Source organism: Companilactobacillus tucceti DSM 20183 (assembly GCF_001434665.1).
Taxonomy (GTDB): Bacteria; Bacillota; Bacilli; order Lactobacillales; family Lactobacillaceae; genus Companilactobacillus; species Companilactobacillus tucceti.
This window is the reverse complement of the sequence record NZ_AZDG01000013.1, coordinates 34,493-48,035: the sequence shown is the minus strand read 5'-3', so window position 1 is coordinate 48,035 and position 13,543 is coordinate 34,493. Positions and strand designations below refer to the sequence as shown.

Annotated in this window: 28 protein-coding genes and 1 tRNA gene; 1 reads left to right on the top strand and 28 read right to left on the bottom strand. The window is 35.6% G+C overall.

Features of this window, described 5'->3' with window-relative positions; genetic code table 11:
* Positions 1-111: 111 nt before the first annotated feature.
* From FC72_RS06780 to FC72_RS06765, 4 genes are all read right to left on the bottom strand, one after another.
* The gene (locus FC72_RS06780) at positions 112-1,980 is read right to left on the bottom strand and encodes a terminase large subunit (RefSeq protein WP_057766091.1); all 1,869 of its coding nucleotides are present in this window, start codon (positions 1,978-1,980) and stop codon (positions 112-114) included.
* 4 nt (positions 1,981-1,984) lie between these two features.
* Positions 1,985-2,467, bottom strand: coding sequence for a phage terminase small subunit P27 family (locus tag FC72_RS06775; RefSeq protein ID WP_057766089.1), 483 nt, complete (start codon positions 2,465-2,467; stop codon positions 1,985-1,987).
* 96 nt (positions 2,468-2,563) lie between these two features.
* A complete protein-coding gene (locus tag FC72_RS10675) occupies positions 2,564-3,085 on the bottom strand; it encodes an HNH endonuclease (protein ID WP_083480780.1) in 522 nt (173 codons plus the stop codon).
* Positions 3,060-3,251 carry a hypothetical protein gene (locus tag FC72_RS06765; RefSeq protein ID WP_057766085.1) on the bottom strand — a complete coding sequence of 64 codons (192 nt, stop codon included), beginning with the start codon at positions 3,249-3,251 and terminating at the stop codon, positions 3,060-3,062. The genes FC72_RS10675 and FC72_RS06765 overlap by 26 nt, the downstream gene beginning before the upstream one ends.
* A 115-nt stretch (positions 3,252-3,366) precedes the next feature.
* On the opposite strand from FC72_RS06765, the gene FC72_RS11160 reads away from it, so the two are divergent.
* Entirely contained in the window at positions 3,367-3,450 is an 84-nt protein-coding gene (locus FC72_RS11160; protein ID WP_225418291.1) for a putative holin-like toxin, read from the top strand.
* 213 nt (positions 3,451-3,663) lie between these two features.
* Here FC72_RS11160 and FC72_RS10820 read toward each other — a convergent pair.
* From FC72_RS10820 to FC72_RS06680, 24 genes are all read right to left on the bottom strand, one after another.
* Positions 3,664-3,733, bottom strand: a tRNA-OTHER gene (locus FC72_RS10820).
* Positions 3,734-4,061: 328 nt separating this feature from the next.
* On the bottom strand, positions 4,062-4,520 hold the full coding sequence (locus tag FC72_RS06760; RefSeq protein WP_057766083.1) for a hypothetical protein: 459 nt from the start codon (positions 4,518-4,520) through the stop codon (positions 4,062-4,064).
* Between the two features lie 85 nt (positions 4,521-4,605).
* On the bottom strand, positions 4,606-4,764 hold the full coding sequence (locus FC72_RS10815) for a hypothetical protein (RefSeq protein ID WP_157051132.1): 159 nt from the start codon (positions 4,762-4,764) through the stop codon (positions 4,606-4,608).
* On the bottom strand, positions 4,751-5,167 hold the full coding sequence (locus tag FC72_RS06755) for a hypothetical protein (protein WP_057766081.1): 417 nt from the start codon (positions 5,165-5,167) through the stop codon (positions 4,751-4,753). Before FC72_RS06755 ends, FC72_RS10815 begins: the two co-directional genes overlap by 14 nt.
* On the bottom strand, positions 5,157-5,333 hold the full coding sequence (locus tag FC72_RS10810) for a hypothetical protein (RefSeq protein ID WP_157051131.1): 177 nt from the start codon (positions 5,331-5,333) through the stop codon (positions 5,157-5,159). Before FC72_RS10810 ends, FC72_RS06755 begins: the two co-directional genes overlap by 11 nt.
* 7 nt (positions 5,334-5,340) lie before the next feature.
* Positions 5,341-5,772 (bottom strand): hypothetical protein, encoded by a 432-nt coding sequence (locus FC72_RS06750; protein ID WP_057766079.1) that lies wholly within the window; start codon positions 5,770-5,772, stop codon positions 5,341-5,343.
* Positions 5,769-6,182 (bottom strand): hypothetical protein, encoded by a 414-nt coding sequence (locus FC72_RS06745; RefSeq protein ID WP_057766077.1) that lies wholly within the window; start codon positions 6,180-6,182, stop codon positions 5,769-5,771. The genes FC72_RS06750 and FC72_RS06745 overlap by 4 nt, the downstream gene beginning before the upstream one ends.
* Entirely contained in the window at positions 6,179-6,343 is a 165-nt protein-coding gene (locus FC72_RS10805; protein WP_157051130.1) for a hypothetical protein, read from the bottom strand. The genes FC72_RS06745 and FC72_RS10805 overlap by 4 nt, the downstream gene beginning before the upstream one ends.
* Positions 6,344-6,362: 19 nt before the next feature.
* The gene (locus FC72_RS06740) at positions 6,363-6,599 is read right to left on the bottom strand and encodes a hypothetical protein (RefSeq protein ID WP_057766075.1); all 237 of its coding nucleotides are present in this window, start codon (positions 6,597-6,599) and stop codon (positions 6,363-6,365) included.
* Positions 6,596-6,931: a hypothetical protein gene (locus FC72_RS06735; protein ID WP_057766073.1), complete on the bottom strand. Its 336-nt coding sequence runs from the start codon at positions 6,929-6,931 to the stop codon at positions 6,596-6,598. Before FC72_RS06735 ends, FC72_RS06740 begins: the two co-directional genes overlap by 4 nt.
* Positions 6,921-7,250 (bottom strand): hypothetical protein, encoded by a 330-nt coding sequence (locus tag FC72_RS06730; protein WP_162253527.1) that lies wholly within the window; start codon positions 7,248-7,250, stop codon positions 6,921-6,923. Before FC72_RS06730 ends, FC72_RS06735 begins: the two co-directional genes overlap by 11 nt.
* 58 nt (positions 7,251-7,308) lie before the next feature.
* Positions 7,309-7,500: a hypothetical protein gene (locus FC72_RS06725; protein WP_057766069.1), complete on the bottom strand. Its 192-nt coding sequence runs from the start codon at positions 7,498-7,500 to the stop codon at positions 7,309-7,311.
* The gene (locus FC72_RS10800; protein ID WP_157051129.1) at positions 7,490-7,654 is read right to left on the bottom strand and encodes a hypothetical protein; all 165 of its coding nucleotides are present in this window, start codon (positions 7,652-7,654) and stop codon (positions 7,490-7,492) included. The genes FC72_RS06725 and FC72_RS10800 overlap by 11 nt, the downstream gene beginning before the upstream one ends.
* Positions 7,651-7,830, bottom strand: a complete 180-nt coding sequence (locus tag FC72_RS06720) for a hypothetical protein (RefSeq protein ID WP_057766067.1) — start codon at positions 7,828-7,830, stop codon at positions 7,651-7,653. Before FC72_RS06720 ends, FC72_RS10800 begins: the two co-directional genes overlap by 4 nt.
* Positions 7,831-7,839: 9 nt before the next feature.
* Positions 7,840-8,295, bottom strand: a complete 456-nt coding sequence (gene ssb, locus FC72_RS06715) for a single-stranded DNA-binding protein (RefSeq protein ID WP_057766066.1) — start codon at positions 8,293-8,295, stop codon at positions 7,840-7,842.
* Complete coding sequence (locus tag FC72_RS10795; RefSeq protein ID WP_157051128.1) at positions 8,288-8,446, bottom strand: hypothetical protein; 159 nt, start codon at positions 8,444-8,446, stop codon at positions 8,288-8,290. The genes ssb and FC72_RS10795 overlap by 8 nt, the downstream gene beginning before the upstream one ends.
* Positions 8,427-8,825 carry a RusA family crossover junction endodeoxyribonuclease gene (locus FC72_RS10670; RefSeq protein WP_235805159.1) on the bottom strand — a complete coding sequence of 133 codons (399 nt, stop codon included), beginning with the start codon at positions 8,823-8,825 and terminating at the stop codon, positions 8,427-8,429. The genes FC72_RS10795 and FC72_RS10670 overlap by 20 nt, the downstream gene beginning before the upstream one ends.
* A gap of 22 nt (positions 8,826-8,847) precedes the next feature.
* Positions 8,848-9,144, bottom strand: a complete 297-nt coding sequence (locus FC72_RS06710) for a hypothetical protein (protein WP_057766064.1) — start codon at positions 9,142-9,144, stop codon at positions 8,848-8,850.
* Between the two features lie 12 nt (positions 9,145-9,156).
* Entirely contained in the window at positions 9,157-9,924 is a 768-nt protein-coding gene (locus FC72_RS06705; RefSeq protein WP_057766062.1) for an ATP-binding protein, read from the bottom strand.
* Between the two features lie 9 nt (positions 9,925-9,933).
* Positions 9,934-10,824 carry a Lin1244/Lin1753 domain-containing protein gene (locus FC72_RS06700; protein ID WP_057766060.1) on the bottom strand — a complete coding sequence of 297 codons (891 nt, stop codon included), beginning with the start codon at positions 10,822-10,824 and terminating at the stop codon, positions 9,934-9,936.
* A 9-nt stretch (positions 10,825-10,833) separates the two neighbouring features.
* The gene (locus FC72_RS06695) at positions 10,834-11,646 is read right to left on the bottom strand and encodes a PD-(D/E)XK nuclease-like domain-containing protein (protein WP_083480778.1); all 813 of its coding nucleotides are present in this window, start codon (positions 11,644-11,646) and stop codon (positions 10,834-10,836) included.
* A complete protein-coding gene (locus tag FC72_RS06690; protein ID WP_057766059.1) occupies positions 11,612-12,424 on the bottom strand; it encodes a recombinase RecT in 813 nt (270 codons plus the stop codon). The genes FC72_RS06695 and FC72_RS06690 overlap by 35 nt, the downstream gene beginning before the upstream one ends.
* Positions 12,425-12,428: 4 nt before the next feature.
* Positions 12,429-13,067 (bottom strand): NUMOD4 motif-containing HNH endonuclease, encoded by a 639-nt coding sequence (locus tag FC72_RS06685; RefSeq protein WP_057766057.1) that lies wholly within the window; start codon positions 13,065-13,067, stop codon positions 12,429-12,431.
* Between the two features lie 101 nt (positions 13,068-13,168).
* A complete protein-coding gene (locus tag FC72_RS06680) occupies positions 13,169-13,360 on the bottom strand; it encodes a helix-turn-helix domain-containing protein (protein WP_057766055.1) in 192 nt (63 codons plus the stop codon).
* Positions 13,361-13,543 lie beyond the last annotated feature (183 nt).

Genomic DNA, 13,543 nt, shown 5'->3' with positions numbered 1-13,543 from the left:
ATGATAAGAATTTACATCGATAATCACTAAAGCCAATAAAAAAAGCACGGTGTCTATGTTTGATAGAAACCAATGCTTCAAATTATTTAATATTTTCTTCATGTTGTTCTCCTAAAAACCAAAATCATCCGATTCCAAATAATCCTGGATTGCTTGGTCACTATATTTGCTAAGTGGATCATCACGGTCACGCATATCATTAAAGTAATACATTGCCTGATACATTGCGTCGATCAAAGCATCAACCACATCAATTTTCATTGATTGTTTTGATTTACCAATCTCCATACCAGCCTTATTTTCACCAACTTCCGCATTCAGAAGGGCCTTTTTCATGATCTCATCATCTAAATGTGTCACATTTCTGTGGAAAAAACTATCTTGAATATATTTGATAGATTCAGAAAGGTTATAACTAGTTTGTCTCAAAGGTTCAATCGGCCAATCAGTCTCATCATTTAGTGTTTGAATAAAATTATTAGTTCTCAATGCATCATAACCAAAGAACTTAACATTTAAATCCCTCTCTTGAACGTAATTAAGTAACCAATTGTATACTTGATCAAGATTAATTAGTCCACGCTCATTATTAGTGATTGTAGCGAACCCTAAATCTGCAAACTTTCGATATTCAATGCCATCAGATTTTTCTTTAGCCTCAATGGAACCAAGTAATTTCCAAGGAACAAAGGAATGTTGTTCAATGTGAAATAGGTTTTGTCCATTCGACCGATATGGATATATAAAGGCAAGAGCTGTGTTATCTGAAGTTAAACTGGCATCAAATCCAATATATACATCTCTACCATTAATATCAAAATCATCAATAGTAGTTGAATCCCAATCTTCATTATCAATGTATGAATTAACCTTATGATCCAGCCAAATATTTAAATTTTTGTTTGCAAAACTAAATTCTTGCGAGTTGATACGTTTAATGTCTAATTCTCGCTGCAAACCAGAAATAAGCCCATCATGTTTATCTGGTAAATCCAGCAATGGATTACTCTTTACCCAGGTTTCAGGTTTATTGATTTCATCTTCACTATCCTGAGACCAAATAAGGGCCAATTGATGGTCGCCTTCTCGCTTATCATCCTGTTCCATAGCACGAATAACAACGTCTTCTTCTTGTTTGAAGGGAACAGTCGAGTCGGGGTAAGCAGTAGAAATTTGAATAAATTGAGAATTAGGTGTGTTAATTTGACCAGAAGTAATTTTGTCGGTTACCACGCTATGATTAGTTTCGCCAGCCTCATCGAATATAGCTGATAAGAAGTGATAACTATCAAACTTGCCTGACTCAGCAGACAATTGTAATAATCGATTATTCGTATTTCTTTGAATAACCCGATTAAACTGTACGTCCATGTCAGTTTTCTTCTTATATTCTTTAAATACTGGATTAGTAGTGGTCAATTGATTCATCATGGTTGAAATATAACCGTAGATTTTTTTGGCTTGCTCGGTAATGTTACTTGTAACCATTAGGTCTTGGTTATTCTTTCCGCTGGCCTCGATTAAATATGCATAACAAGCAATTATCGCACAAAGATAGGTTTTTCCTTGTGCTCTAGCAACAGACACTATGACTGAACTGTATCGCTTGTTCTTATTACTATCTCTCCAACCAAATATTTGACATAAGATAAAATTCTGCCAAGCCATTAATGCGACAGGCTTACCTGTATCGACATTGGGACAAATTTTTGCAAAGTTCATTACCTGCTTACACTTTGTTAAATCATAATAAAAAGGGAAATTATTCGCATTATTTTCAACACGTTTGAGATCCCTTAAATGTCTGTAACAAGCTAATTTAATATTATAACCAGTAGTCCTCTTACCGTTTAAAACTTCGAAACAGTATTTTGTTCCTTCATCTTGATATTTCTTCTGTATATCTGTGAAGTCCTCATTGGAGTACTGCTTCAATAATTGTTTTTCTTTGTCGCTCTGTCTTAATTTTGTTAAGTCCATAACATTAACCACCAAACGTCTTCATCGCTTCATTAATATCTATATTGTTATCCGATTCCGTATTAGCGTTCTGTGAACGTGAATTATAATCGATACCTAAAATCATGCCTAGTGATCTTAAATTTTTTGTAGCTGTATCAGCAACGTTAACGGCTGGATTCTTTTTCAAATTCCCATTTGAATCCTCATATACACTTCCATATTTCTTTATAGCATTAACTGCATCACGATGTTCTTGATATTGCATACAAAACAATTCAAAGTTAGTACTGTCTAAGGATGTAACCATACCTACCTTATTTAATTCAGGAGCCAACTCTTTCCATAATTGTTTTGCATATTTCGGCAAGTGTGCAGGTGGTTTTTCATCAAGCTCATTTAATTTCTTATTTTCCTCTATTAGGGCCTCTTTATTCTTGTTCTGCTCTGGATGCTTTGGATCTACTACTGCTAAATTGCGCTTCCGCCCTGCATTTGGTTGCTTCATATCATCACCTCCTAGGTAAAAACTTTTGATTTTGGGGTTATTTTTTTAGCTCATGCCCACTGTGCGAGCTGTCTCCCATGCGACAGTAGGCGGGGGCTATTTTGAAAAATTAGGCAAATCATAAATATTTTTTAATAAAATATCTGTCTTAACTTTTTGGTTATCATTTCTATAACCAGTCTTATAAAATCCTTGTTCCCATTCCGTCTTTCGTCTATGGCATGAATAACAAATCGTTGACAGATTATCTACATCAGTTATCAAATCTGGAGCAACTTGACCTGGCACAATGTGATCTACCGTCTTGCTGGGTCTAATGATGCCGAACCTTAGGCAATACTGGCATAAGTAATTGTCCCTCGTTAATACATACTCACGTATCTTCTTCCATTGCTTTGAATGATAGAACGACTCACGTTGTCTTCGTTCTTCTGATTGACTACGTACTTGCTTGTTATAAGACTTGGTATGTCTCTTGATATGTTTACGTTGTTCTTCCTTACGTTGCTCATAGAGTTGTATATCGCTCTTATGGGCATCACAGAATACTTGTTCACGTGGTACTAATGTATGGCAACCAAGATGTTTACATCTACTCACCAACATTGGCAATACCATCGATGACACCAACAATAAGACTTAACACTACTTTAAGTATGATTGGTAAGAAGACTAACCACCATGACCACGTGATGAATGATAGCAGCTTAGCAACCACAAAGATGAGAGTGAGTAGTTCTAGAAAACCTAAGCCTGTTGATTTAGTTTTATTGTTATTGTTCATTTGTTTTCCTCCAATAAAAAAGCACCGCTATAATTAGCGATGCAAAATAAAAAGCACTACCGGTTAAGGTAATGCTCTATGATTAATAGTGAGTGTTACCTTGAGAAAGGTTAATATGAGCGTGTATCAAGCTTTAATGTTGATGATTTCATTTTCAACATTAACAGTTATCATACTAAAATTTAATCAAAAAAAATAACCGTCTCTTAACTTTGACAGGTTAAACAGTTATTTTTAGTTATACCTAAGTCACCGTCTTTAACGGGCTACCAGCCAATACCTATTCCACTAGGTGTTGACTTTTTATTTACAACATTATTATGTAGTAAAGCAATAAATTAATCAAGTAATTTGGGTATTAATATCATAGGGTAAATAAAAAGCCACCCTGTTTAGAGTGACTTAGTTAATACTGGGATGGCAGGAATCGAACCTGCATACTTGCTAGCGTATAGTATATCCACACCACTGGATACATCCCACCGAGGAGGATTCTATGAATAAGGGATGGATATACTCCCGGTATGTATATCCAATGAGGATCAGTGGAATCGAACCACTGTCGTACGCCAGTATCCCCACAATGCCATGCCGTTATCATAAGCAGGCATTAATAGCGTTGAGCTAGATTTTAACGTGTTTACTCACGTTGTCGTTTTTTTAAAGATCGTTCTGCAGTTAGAGACAGGCTGTCTTTGTGTTAAATTAATATATTTTATTTAGCCAGTATTAGCTATCCTTTAGCCTTTGGCTATACTACTAATTTACCACTTTTAAAACCCTAAAAAGTGCCAAGATCGTGCCAAATTTCTAAGGTTCATAAATATCTAGTTCATGAGCAAGTTTCAATAGAAAATCACTCTTTAAACGTTTAACGGTTCTAACTGAGCAATTAACAATATGATTGAATGCCAATCCTTCAACTGTATACTCACGATATTTCTTGAAATACAACTCTTTAATAATTATTTGTGTATCAGTATCTGACTCAAAAAAACATTTTTCGATTGCTGATTTTTCACGTTCAAGACTTTTAAGACGACGATCAGCGTCAATCGTAATCATCATTTGTTCTTGTGGCTTAGAAATCTTAGATGACTTACCACCACCTACATTTCCATCTTCCTCACGATGTGGAATCATTAACTCCCGTTTGCGGTTCTTAATATAAGCTTCTAAGTCTGGATAATCTCTTAAGATTGCCTCTACTCTAATACGAATATCAGTCCTAATCTTTATGTCTGATCTAATGATGCTCACCCTTCCCATTATTAACGCTCGAATTTCACTTAATCTATTTTGCTTCCATTCATTAGTCTTCTACTTTTTTTCTAGCATTAGTCCATATGCTGAGCTAATTGTCTAATCCAACATCAATCTCATATTTATAGCCATTTTTCAATATTATCTGATTGTCTGAAATTATGGCAATTGGCTCTGAATCATTATTTACAATCACTATATTCTGCCAATTCTTAATTGAATTGGTCTTTTTTTTATCAATATTCTTCATTGTCTGCCTCCACTAGCATTGGTTCGTATGCTGGGTTAATCGATAACCACCACTTTTTGGTATTTTTATAAGGTATCTTTGCTCCAGATTGCCCCCAGAATAAACCAATCCTTTTTATACTGTAATAGATATACTGGTCTGTAACTTTATCATGAACAACATACTCTTTCTCTGGAAAAATAGCAGTTCCCATTACCACATTATTAATATCTGCCATGAAATTAAATTCGTCTTCATGCTCAATTGCATTATATTTTGCCTGCAATTTTATGAACATATCATCGTCATTTTCCGAGTCTACCACTAGCCATACTGCGGTCATTGGACTAGCACAAACTTTGCTAAGTTCTTTTAATTCCTTTAATTCGTCTGCCGTGTAATCTAATTTTAATTTATATTTCATTATTACCCTCCAATTTATCGTCTTCTACCTCTTCCATAAATGGCACAAATTTTGGATCAATAGCTGTAACTCTAATTCTCATTCGAGCTATTTCATCATCAATAGTTTGGTAATCCTCTAACTGTTGCTCTAAATATTTTAATGTTGCTTTCCTTAACTTTTCCATATGTTACCTATCCAACCTCTTTCCCTTCAAACATATCAAGGCAGAAGTAAGTGTCTTTGAGTAGATTTCTAACTTGTTTTAAAGTTAAAAATTTATTCTCTTTCGGAATGGAAACATCATTGCAATTTGTTCCAAGAACGGGAACACCATCAATACCGTCCTTAAATAAATATATATCTTTCCCTGTTTCTTGAGTGAGAGTTGGTTTTAATTTCCAGAGGTACCGTGGATTAAAAAAAACACCGTCACCTCTCCAGTAATCAACCATATCAAAAATCATCTGTTCTGGTATCTGTGATTTCATATATTTATCTTTCAAATACGTTTGGTTCTCTTGATCATATAAAACATCTAAAACATCATCAAAATCATTTTTTTGATTTTTTTGCCATTCAAGTTCTTCAATCTCTTCTTCGGTCCACCCTGTAATAGTTCTCATCTTTTTACCTCCACAGCATATGGGATCAAGCGCCCATCAATTTTTTTGATCTCTTCCATGGTTAAAAATAATGCCGATTTGTTAAATGGTGCAAACCAACCATATACCACGGTCATATTATCAGACGGTTCATATTTACCTAGATACTGGTGAGTTATGTCATTATATATATAGTATTTTTTCTCAGGAAGTTTAGCAGTTCCCATCACCACATTGTTGATATCCGAAATGAACGCATATTCTTCATCACGATCTAAGTTTTCAGACATGAGGTTAAGATAATAATATTTTTGTTGAACAATTGCACTAATCACATGCATTGGTGATGCTTTGCGGGCGCCCTCCTTACTTATTTGTTTTAATTCGTTTAATTCGTTTTTCGTATAGTCTATGTTTAATTTATTTTTCATTCTTCTTCACCCTTTCCCCATCTATTCCAATATCCTTGATTGGTATTCTTATCAACTTGAATAGAATTTTTGCGAATTGACAAGAGTAAATTATGCAAGTTAGCGCCGTGATCTTTACCTTCTAAAATTTCAATTGCTTGTTTCATTTCTAAAATTAGCAATTGATTGCGTTCACTTTTTTTATTCTTCTACTTCCTCCAATCCATCTAGTGTCAGGATATGCAACCAAAATTCTGGACGTATACAGTCCTCGGATAATTCAATCGGTCTACCAACTAATGCATAACCCGTTGTATATGGCAGTAAGTAGCCGTAAATATATCCGTCATGAAAATACGGGTCTGATTTGTCTAGCCAATACAAGTCATCTATATCTTCATCAGTTAGTTTTAATCTGTATTCTTGCGGTTTAATCATTCTTCCACCTCCAACTTTCTGCCACACATAGGACAGTAATTAATAGGAGTTGTAAAGCGTTCCCAATTCATGCACTCATTTTCAACCCGATCAGTGATTATATTTTCATCTATAACCACTGAAGTGTAATTAATGTCAGATGAATCATCAGAAACAATACCAAAAGGCTTTGAGTTCATTGGGTCACAATACTCACATGTTTCTAGTTGCAATTCCGCAATAGCCTCATCACAAGCTTCCATACCTCTTTTATATTCACCGCTAGTCTTCAAAAGATTCTTTGATATAACTTCACGGGCAATTTGCATTGATTCAACTGCACTATTTTCCATTGATTCGTTCCCTTCTTAATTGTTCAATTTTTTCTTGTTTCAATCTCCGCTTTTTATCGACTGATTTTTGATAGGTCTTTGCCCGCCGTACACGTTTCCAAGCAATATCATTGATCAATTTAAATCGCATAGCCTTATCAAATTCAGTTTTGTTGATTTCATACAAATCAATGATTGTACGTTTTGGCGTGCCACTGTCTAATTCTTTTTGTATGTAATCCCATCTGAAATTTTTTGCTCGTTCACTCATTTCATTTCCAATGCGATCTTCCGCCCTAATCTTCATCAATGTTGGGTGCGTGTCTGGCACGTTTCGCATATTTCCAAATTCTTCTTCTAATTCGATTACCCATTCAACAATTTTGTTCATGAATTAACTAGAACGGCAAACTAATATCAATTAATAATTCGTTCTTTTCCCTTTCCGTCAAGTGTCGTCTTGCTAATGCTAATTCATTTGGTAATTGCATCTCATGCTTGATTACATATGCAATAGTTTTTTCTATGCTGTGTTGTTGATCTTCAAAAATCCTAGACATATGTTCTTTGTAAATACTTTTAAAGTTCAAGTTGGTTTCTCCTTTCAAAGGCTTGTTTATCTCTGTTGATACGTTCCATTTGCTTGCATAATTCTTCATCGCTGATCCGTAATGCATCGGCAATTTCAATATTTGTGTATTCATTCAATTTCATTTGGTAAATTGCCAAGGGAATGTTTTTCATGCGGTCGGTTTTCCTTTGTGTGGCGGTGTCAATGGTTGCATTACATTCTCAATTTCAACAATTGGAATACCTGTATCTGTTTTTAAGATGTTGTCTGTTTCATCAAAAAATATTTGTCCATCAACAACCGTTATTTTTTGGGGCAACTCGATTTTTCTTTCTTTATCTTTCTTCATGTCGTTCACCTAAAAAGGTAAATCATCATCTTTCACTTCGCTTTGTGCAGATGCTTGGAATGGGTCATTTTGCCCTTGTGCGCCGTTTTGGCTGTTGTTTGCACTATTACCCCAATTAGAACCACTTTGACCGCTAGTGCTATCTTTTTTTGATTCTAGGAACGTGAATTGATCAGCAACCACTTCTGTAACATATACGGTTGTACCTTCCTTATTCTTATATGTCCGTGTTTGAATCCGTCCATCAATCCCGACCAATGAACCCTTATCAACGTATCTAGTGAAATTCTCTGCTGCCTTGCGCCACATAACGCAATTAATAAAATCGGCTTGCCGTTCTCCATTTGAATCTTTAAATGCACGATTTACCGCCACCGTGAATTGTGTAACTGCGATACCACTTTGTGTGTATTTAAGATCTGGTCTTTTTGTTAAACGTCCTGTAATCACTGCTCTATTAATCATCTGAATCACGTCCTTTTTGTATTTGGTTGGCTGTTTTTACAATCAAAGCTAATTCATCAAGTGTTATCGGTTTCCCAGTGTGTAGAAAAAACGCACTGTCGTAAACTTCTTCAATAAAACGTTGGCTTTCATCAACTGTTAATTTTTTCAATTGTTACCTCCACCCTTGGTTGTTCGTCATAATCCTTTGTTGCGTGGATCTCAACAATTTGCCCGTCATCAAACCATGCTTTTTTTAAACCGTCTAAAACCGCCTTTGTGTAATTATCGATATCGGGTTTAAGTGCAGGTTTAACTATTTGCATTGCTCTTCTTCCATGTTCCTTTTTGGAAATCGATTTTTGTATTCCACGGTAAAAATGCAATTCCACTTTTAACGGTTCGCCACGATCGAAAATTTGTTTGTTGTCAAAATTCTTTCGATAAAGTTCTTCAATGCTTTTTTTGTACTTAGCATATTTAGCCTCATTGTAGGTTTTGCCATTTCTGGTGAACCTCGGACGGCTTGCGGGTACTGGCTCGGTGTTAATCGTTAATTTGATCTTTTTGATTCTAATAAGCCCCCATTTTTCTATTTGCTATTTCTAGTTTTGTACTTAATGTTTCACTAACTGATTTTGATAATTCCATCAATTCTTGTAAATCTTGTTCAAGCGATTCATCACGGTAATAACTCATCGTGTCTTTTGGTAATTGTTTAATTGTTTGATACTGCAACATTGAATATGTGGCAATCGTGATTGCCCTATTCCTTGCTGCCTGCAATTCTCTAATTGCGTACACTGGTGTATTTTCTTCAAATTCGGGGTATCTATTAAGTTCAATTGTTTTCATTTCTTTTAGATTCATGTTGTTCACTCCTTAAATATCTCTCATATCTTGACCATCAAACACGATGGCATTTTCTCTTTTTTTAGTAAGTAATCGACTAGCGATCTTTCCGTTGTACATTCTTAATAATTCTTCACCAGTGTTATTGGTGGTAATGATATTCGCTTTGTTTTTGCGGTAATCAGCAATCCGAAATAATACTTCTTGTGTAAATCTCGTTGCAGGTTGTATATCCTTACCCGATGCGAAACTTGTTTCACTGCCTAAATCATCAAGCACTAACACATCGCATTTTTGAATACATTTTTCGATTCGGTAAACGTCATGTTTTTCAATGTTGAACTTATCTGTAACGGCTTGGCGTTCTAAATTGATTAACATTTCAGCGCTGACAAACAAACAAGTAATGTCGGTATCAAGCGACTTTAATCCGTTCAAAATGCTAACTGCCAACATGGTTTTACCTCTTCCGGCTTTACCAGTGAATAGGTAGTTCGATGTATTGCCTTTATATATTTCATTTGCGATATTTCGAGCCTGTAAGAGTTCTTGTTCTTGCTCCGGTGTATCTGTATCAAAGTCATCAAAAACGCTTTTCAGATCATCAATATCACTAACAAGCGAACTGTTAAACATTCGATACTTTTCTTGTGCCTTATATCTTTTGGTTATGTTAATCTCGTCTTGTTTTCGCCGTTCGTCCATGTCGATATTCTTCAAGTTACCCCAATCAACGTTGATGTCTTTTTTTTTGAGGTCTGCCAACAGTTCACTCATGATTGTTCCTAAGTTTTCCATTTCGCCCTCCTAGTATGGTAATTTGTCCGATTCATCAACAGAGTATGGTTCATTCTTGGTCTTCGGTTTTTGTTCTGCCTTTACATTGCTTAATGTGAACAAGCTGTGATCCAACCAGTTCTTTAAAATCCCATCTGCATAATTCCAAGACAGCTTATTGCTAAGGGCTGCCTTTTCAATTGCGAGTCGAACAATCTCATTGGCTTCAATTTCATTAGTTCCTTGATTAACGAAGTCATTGATTCGATATTCTATGTTTTGCTGCACTAATGGATTTAGTACCCCAATGTTTTGTTGATACACTGTAAGAGTTTTTTGAAAAGTAACAGCAGGTGACTCTATTTCTTTACTCTGCTTTTCTTTACTTTCCTTTTCTTTACTTTCCTTTACTTTACTTTGTGTACTTCCGACGTCGGAAACTGGGGTTACTGACGTCGATAATTCAACAGCGTCTGGGTTTCCGGTGTCGGAAACAGGGTTATCGACACCGGAAACCCCGTTGTCATTTTTACTAGGGTTTAATAAATCGAAATCTTTTCGAATCGTATTGTTTGTTTTTTTGTAACTGGCTTGCTTATATCTGTTTTGAATTCCAGTCGAAGTCAGTATTTTGTATTTGGTAAATAGTAGTTGATCAAAAAATTTTATCTCTAATGCTTTTTGAACTACCTTATCAACTAGTTCTTCAGTTGTATCGATGTCTTCAGCAATTAGAAAACGCGTATCATCATCAAAATATAAAAAATATCCCTCATCTTGATAAACATATCCGAGAATACAAATGATTACCGTTGGTGCGGCACTTCCACAAGCTCGAATTACTTTTCTAATTTTTATATCCTGAAGAAAACTGACATCTAATGGGAAGTAATCAAGCCCTTTCTTAATTGGTCTTGCCATCTCGCCCTCCTAACTAATAAGGTTTTCCATGCTTGTAATTTCCCCTAGTGTTGCAGTTTTTCGACAATAAGCACATTTACCACAACGTATTGGTACTTCAAATCCGCTCTTTACTTTTTCAAATCTTGGTTGAAGTGTTTCAATCTCTTCTTGGGCCTCTGCTAGTCGCTTCTTAGGAATCGAGATAACAGCCTTTGCGGGTATTTCTTGTTTACTTACTGCAATAATATAAGGTGTACACATGACTCCATATTGTTGATAAATTAATTGCTGGTATACATACATTTGCAACGGATAATTATATTCGTCCATAAATGATTGCCACATATGTTTTTCTTCGTTCCAATATTTACGGTCTATTTCCCTAGTTGTTTTTAAATCAAGAAATATTTTGCGGTCTAGGTTCAAACAATCAATTTTGCCTTTCCAATTAACGCCTTCAATTTGGCCTTTAACGATTGCCTCTTTCTTACCCTGATAAAGATTATTGAACATTGGATCATCAGCAAGCGTTGCAATCATTGAGTCAGCAATCTGATAGTCTTTTAACAGTGTGCCCCGCTTTGTGAACATGTCACTTTCGTGTTGTTTAATGAAATTCTCGTGAGCCGTATGACTTTCAAAGTAAGAATGCAAGTAATTGCCAACCAATAGAGCTTTTTGGTTTATATCTGGTTTGTATATATCATTTAGCTGTGCCACGGTTGCGGTCTCACATTTTTCAAAGTTCTTGAAAAAAGTTGTCGATTGATAATACCTATCTGATTCAATTGAATAATATGTTTCTTTATTCAGAGTCTTTTGAATTGGTGGTCGAGTCATTGACATTTACCTCCGTTGCATTTCCATTGATCAGCTGACTAACATCAGTTGCGGGCTCTTTTTCTTGTGCTTCAATATCTTTGATGTCGTTTGTGCTGATTGTTGTTGCCTGCTCGTCGCTTTCGTATGCTTTTTGCATTTCCACGCTCATTGGTCCCCATTTACTGATTAAGTTTCTTAGAACCGTTTTGAGCGCCATTGCGTCGAAATTAGTTGCCCAAACACCACTCGGTTTTGACTTTCCACTCATTTTTGAAAAATTTTGTCTGTGGTCATCAATTTGTTTACGTGTCCAATACACAGTTTTTTCAAAGCCACTAGTTAACTCAAAGTAACCAACGTATCCAACGGGTTTTTCAGAGGAATCACGATCCTTAAAATGAGGTTCATAATCCAATTGCTCGGTTAACGGGTTGTAACTTTGAAACTCGTCTTCATAAACTGCGACGGCGTTCAAATGTTTGTACTGTCCGGTTCGCTGTGCCAATTGGATATATCCTTTGTAACCCATCTGAGGTTGTGCCTTACCGCCATATGGAACTAACCACATGTATCCTAAGTCTTGATTAATTGGCAAATCTAAACTGGCTGCCACCATAGCGGAGGCAACAACGCTCATTTGATCAACATTCTTCAAAGATTGATTACTATTCACAACATTAATAAGCGATGTAACAAATTGAGCTGATTTGTTACCTAAAACAGATTCAAATTTTTCAACGATTTTTGGTTCTTTTACTAATGTCTGGATTGGTAATTTTGCTAAATTGTTTACCATTTTTTTATCCCCTTTTTCTTATTGTGTTAAAATGTATATATGATTTTTTTGAAGTATTCTGGTCCTTTGCCATTGCCGTGGCAAGGGACTTTTTTTGTTCTTCATATAATTCGTTTATATCTTTTGTCGGAACTCGTATGAAACCCCATCGACCGACTTTGACAACTCGAGGGTATTTATTTGAACAGCATTTTGTAATTCCTCCGTATGCAAGACCGGTCTTTGCGGCAGCGTCCGTACAATTATAAAAAATACCTTGTATAGTTCCGTTCTCGTCAAACCATACTATTGAAGTATCTTTTACTGAATAATCAAGTTGATACGGTTTGCGACGTCTGGAATTCTCTCCAATTGTTATCCATTCTAAATTTGTTGCTCTGTTATCAAATTCATTTCCATTCAAGTGATCCACAACTAGAGAAATATTCGACTTTGGCTTGTGGCAAAATAACTCTGCAACTAGTCGATGGACGTCATACGTCTTTATCCTGCCTTTTCCATCTTTAAATGTCGTTTTTAAATACAACGTTCTTGGACCGGGTTTCGATAACTTTCTGATTCTTCCTGTTTCAGAGTTCCGTACACGTCCAAAATTTGAAACTTCATAGCGTTCAAACTCCGGAACTTGTTTCCAATGTTCCATCGATTACCACCTATTTTCTTGCTCGTTTGTTTCTTTTGTTTGGGTTAATGATCCATATGCAGATTCGTTCTGTAACCATTCATCAAAACCGTCCATTGCTGTCACTCCTTTTCCTTAAATGATTCCAAAGGAACATTCAACACTTCTGAAATTTTTACAATTGTATTGAAACTTGGCTGTTTGATTTGTTCATTAATCATTGCGTGTAATGTTGATTCAGGAATGCTGGTTATCCTGGATAATTTTCGTATTGAAATGTTCTTTTCATTCAAAATTTTTTTTAATTCTTTCATACAACATATTGTGTCCTTTCTGTTGTCGTCTACATCATCATGTAGTAAAATTGTTAATGGATATTGCCTCATCATATGGTGACATGTGATCGTAACTGGGTGAATTCAGGGGAAACCTAAGTCATGAAGATAGGGCAATCCTGAGCCAAGCCGAAATAACCTGACTAATTTCGGAAGGTGCAA

Excerpts from the sequence above, each read along its gene's own strand:
- FC72_RS06710 (WP_057766064.1), bottom strand. The coding sequence starts at position 9,144 with ATGAATCTAAAAGAAATGAAAACAATTGAACTTAATAGATACCCCGAA.
- FC72_RS06730 (WP_162253527.1), bottom strand. The coding sequence starts at position 7,250 with ATGCGAAACGTGCCAGACACGCACCCAACATTGATGAAGATTAGGGCG.
- FC72_RS06720 (WP_057766067.1), bottom strand. The coding sequence starts at position 7,830 with ATGAAGAAAGATAAAGAAAGAAAAATCGAGTTGCCCCAAAAAATAACG.
- FC72_RS11160 (WP_225418291.1), top strand. The coding sequence starts at position 3,367 with ATGAGCGTGTATCAAGCTTTAATGTTGATGATTTCATTTTCAACATTA.
- FC72_RS06685 (WP_057766057.1), bottom strand. The coding sequence starts at position 13,067 with ATGGAACATTGGAAACAAGTTCCGGAGTTTGAACGCTATGAAGTTTCA.
- FC72_RS06775 (WP_057766089.1), bottom strand. The coding sequence starts at position 2,467 with ATGAAGCAACCAAATGCAGGGCGGAAGCGCAATTTAGCAGTAGTAGAT.
- FC72_RS06705 (WP_057766062.1), bottom strand. The coding sequence starts at position 9,924 with ATGGAAAACTTAGGAACAATCATGAGTGAACTGTTGGCAGACCTCAAA.
- FC72_RS06690 (WP_057766059.1), bottom strand. The coding sequence starts at position 12,424 with ATGGTAAACAATTTAGCAAAATTACCAATCCAGACATTAGTAAAAGAA.
- FC72_RS06750 (WP_057766079.1), bottom strand. The coding sequence starts at position 5,772 with ATGAGAACTATTACAGGGTGGACCGAAGAAGAGATTGAAGAACTTGAA.
- FC72_RS06680 (WP_057766055.1), bottom strand. The coding sequence starts at position 13,360 with ATGAAAGAATTAAAAAAAATTTTGAATGAAAAGAACATTTCAATACGA.
- FC72_RS10815 (WP_157051132.1), bottom strand. The coding sequence starts at position 4,764 with ATGAAGAATATTGATAAAAAAAAGACCAATTCAATTAAGAATTGGCAG.
- FC72_RS06745 (WP_057766077.1), bottom strand. The coding sequence starts at position 6,182 with ATGAAAAATAAATTAAACATAGACTATACGAAAAACGAATTAAACGAA.
- FC72_RS06755 (WP_057766081.1), bottom strand. The coding sequence starts at position 5,167 with ATGAAATATAAATTAAAATTAGATTACACGGCAGACGAATTAAAGGAA.
- FC72_RS10810 (WP_157051131.1), bottom strand. The coding sequence starts at position 5,333 with ATGGAAAAGTTAAGGAAAGCAACATTAAAATATTTAGAGCAACAGTTA.
- FC72_RS10800 (WP_157051129.1), bottom strand. The coding sequence starts at position 7,654 with ATGAAAAACATTCCCTTGGCAATTTACCAAATGAAATTGAATGAATAC.
- FC72_RS06760 (WP_057766083.1), bottom strand. The coding sequence starts at position 4,520 with ATGGGAAGGGTGAGCATCATTAGATCAGACATAAAGATTAGGACTGAT.
- FC72_RS06765 (WP_057766085.1), bottom strand. The coding sequence starts at position 3,251 with ATGAACAATAACAATAAAACTAAATCAACAGGCTTAGGTTTTCTAGAA.
- FC72_RS06695 (WP_083480778.1), bottom strand. The coding sequence starts at position 11,646 with ATGACTCGACCACCAATTCAAAAGACTCTGAATAAAGAAACATATTAT.
- FC72_RS06700 (WP_057766060.1), bottom strand. The coding sequence starts at position 10,824 with ATGGCAAGACCAATTAAGAAAGGGCTTGATTACTTCCCATTAGATGTC.
- ssb (WP_057766066.1), bottom strand. The coding sequence starts at position 8,295 with ATGATTAATAGAGCAGTGATTACAGGACGTTTAACAAAAAGACCAGAT.
- FC72_RS06735 (WP_057766073.1), bottom strand. The coding sequence starts at position 6,931 with ATGGAAAATAGTGCAGTTGAATCAATGCAAATTGCCCGTGAAGTTATA.
- FC72_RS06740 (WP_057766075.1), bottom strand. The coding sequence starts at position 6,599 with ATGATTAAACCGCAAGAATACAGATTAAAACTAACTGATGAAGATATA.
- FC72_RS06780 (WP_057766091.1), bottom strand. The coding sequence starts at position 1,980 with ATGGACTTAACAAAATTAAGACAGAGCGACAAAGAAAAACAATTATTG.
- FC72_RS10675 (WP_083480780.1), bottom strand. The coding sequence starts at position 3,085 with ATGGTATTGCCAATGTTGGTGAGTAGATGTAAACATCTTGGTTGCCAT.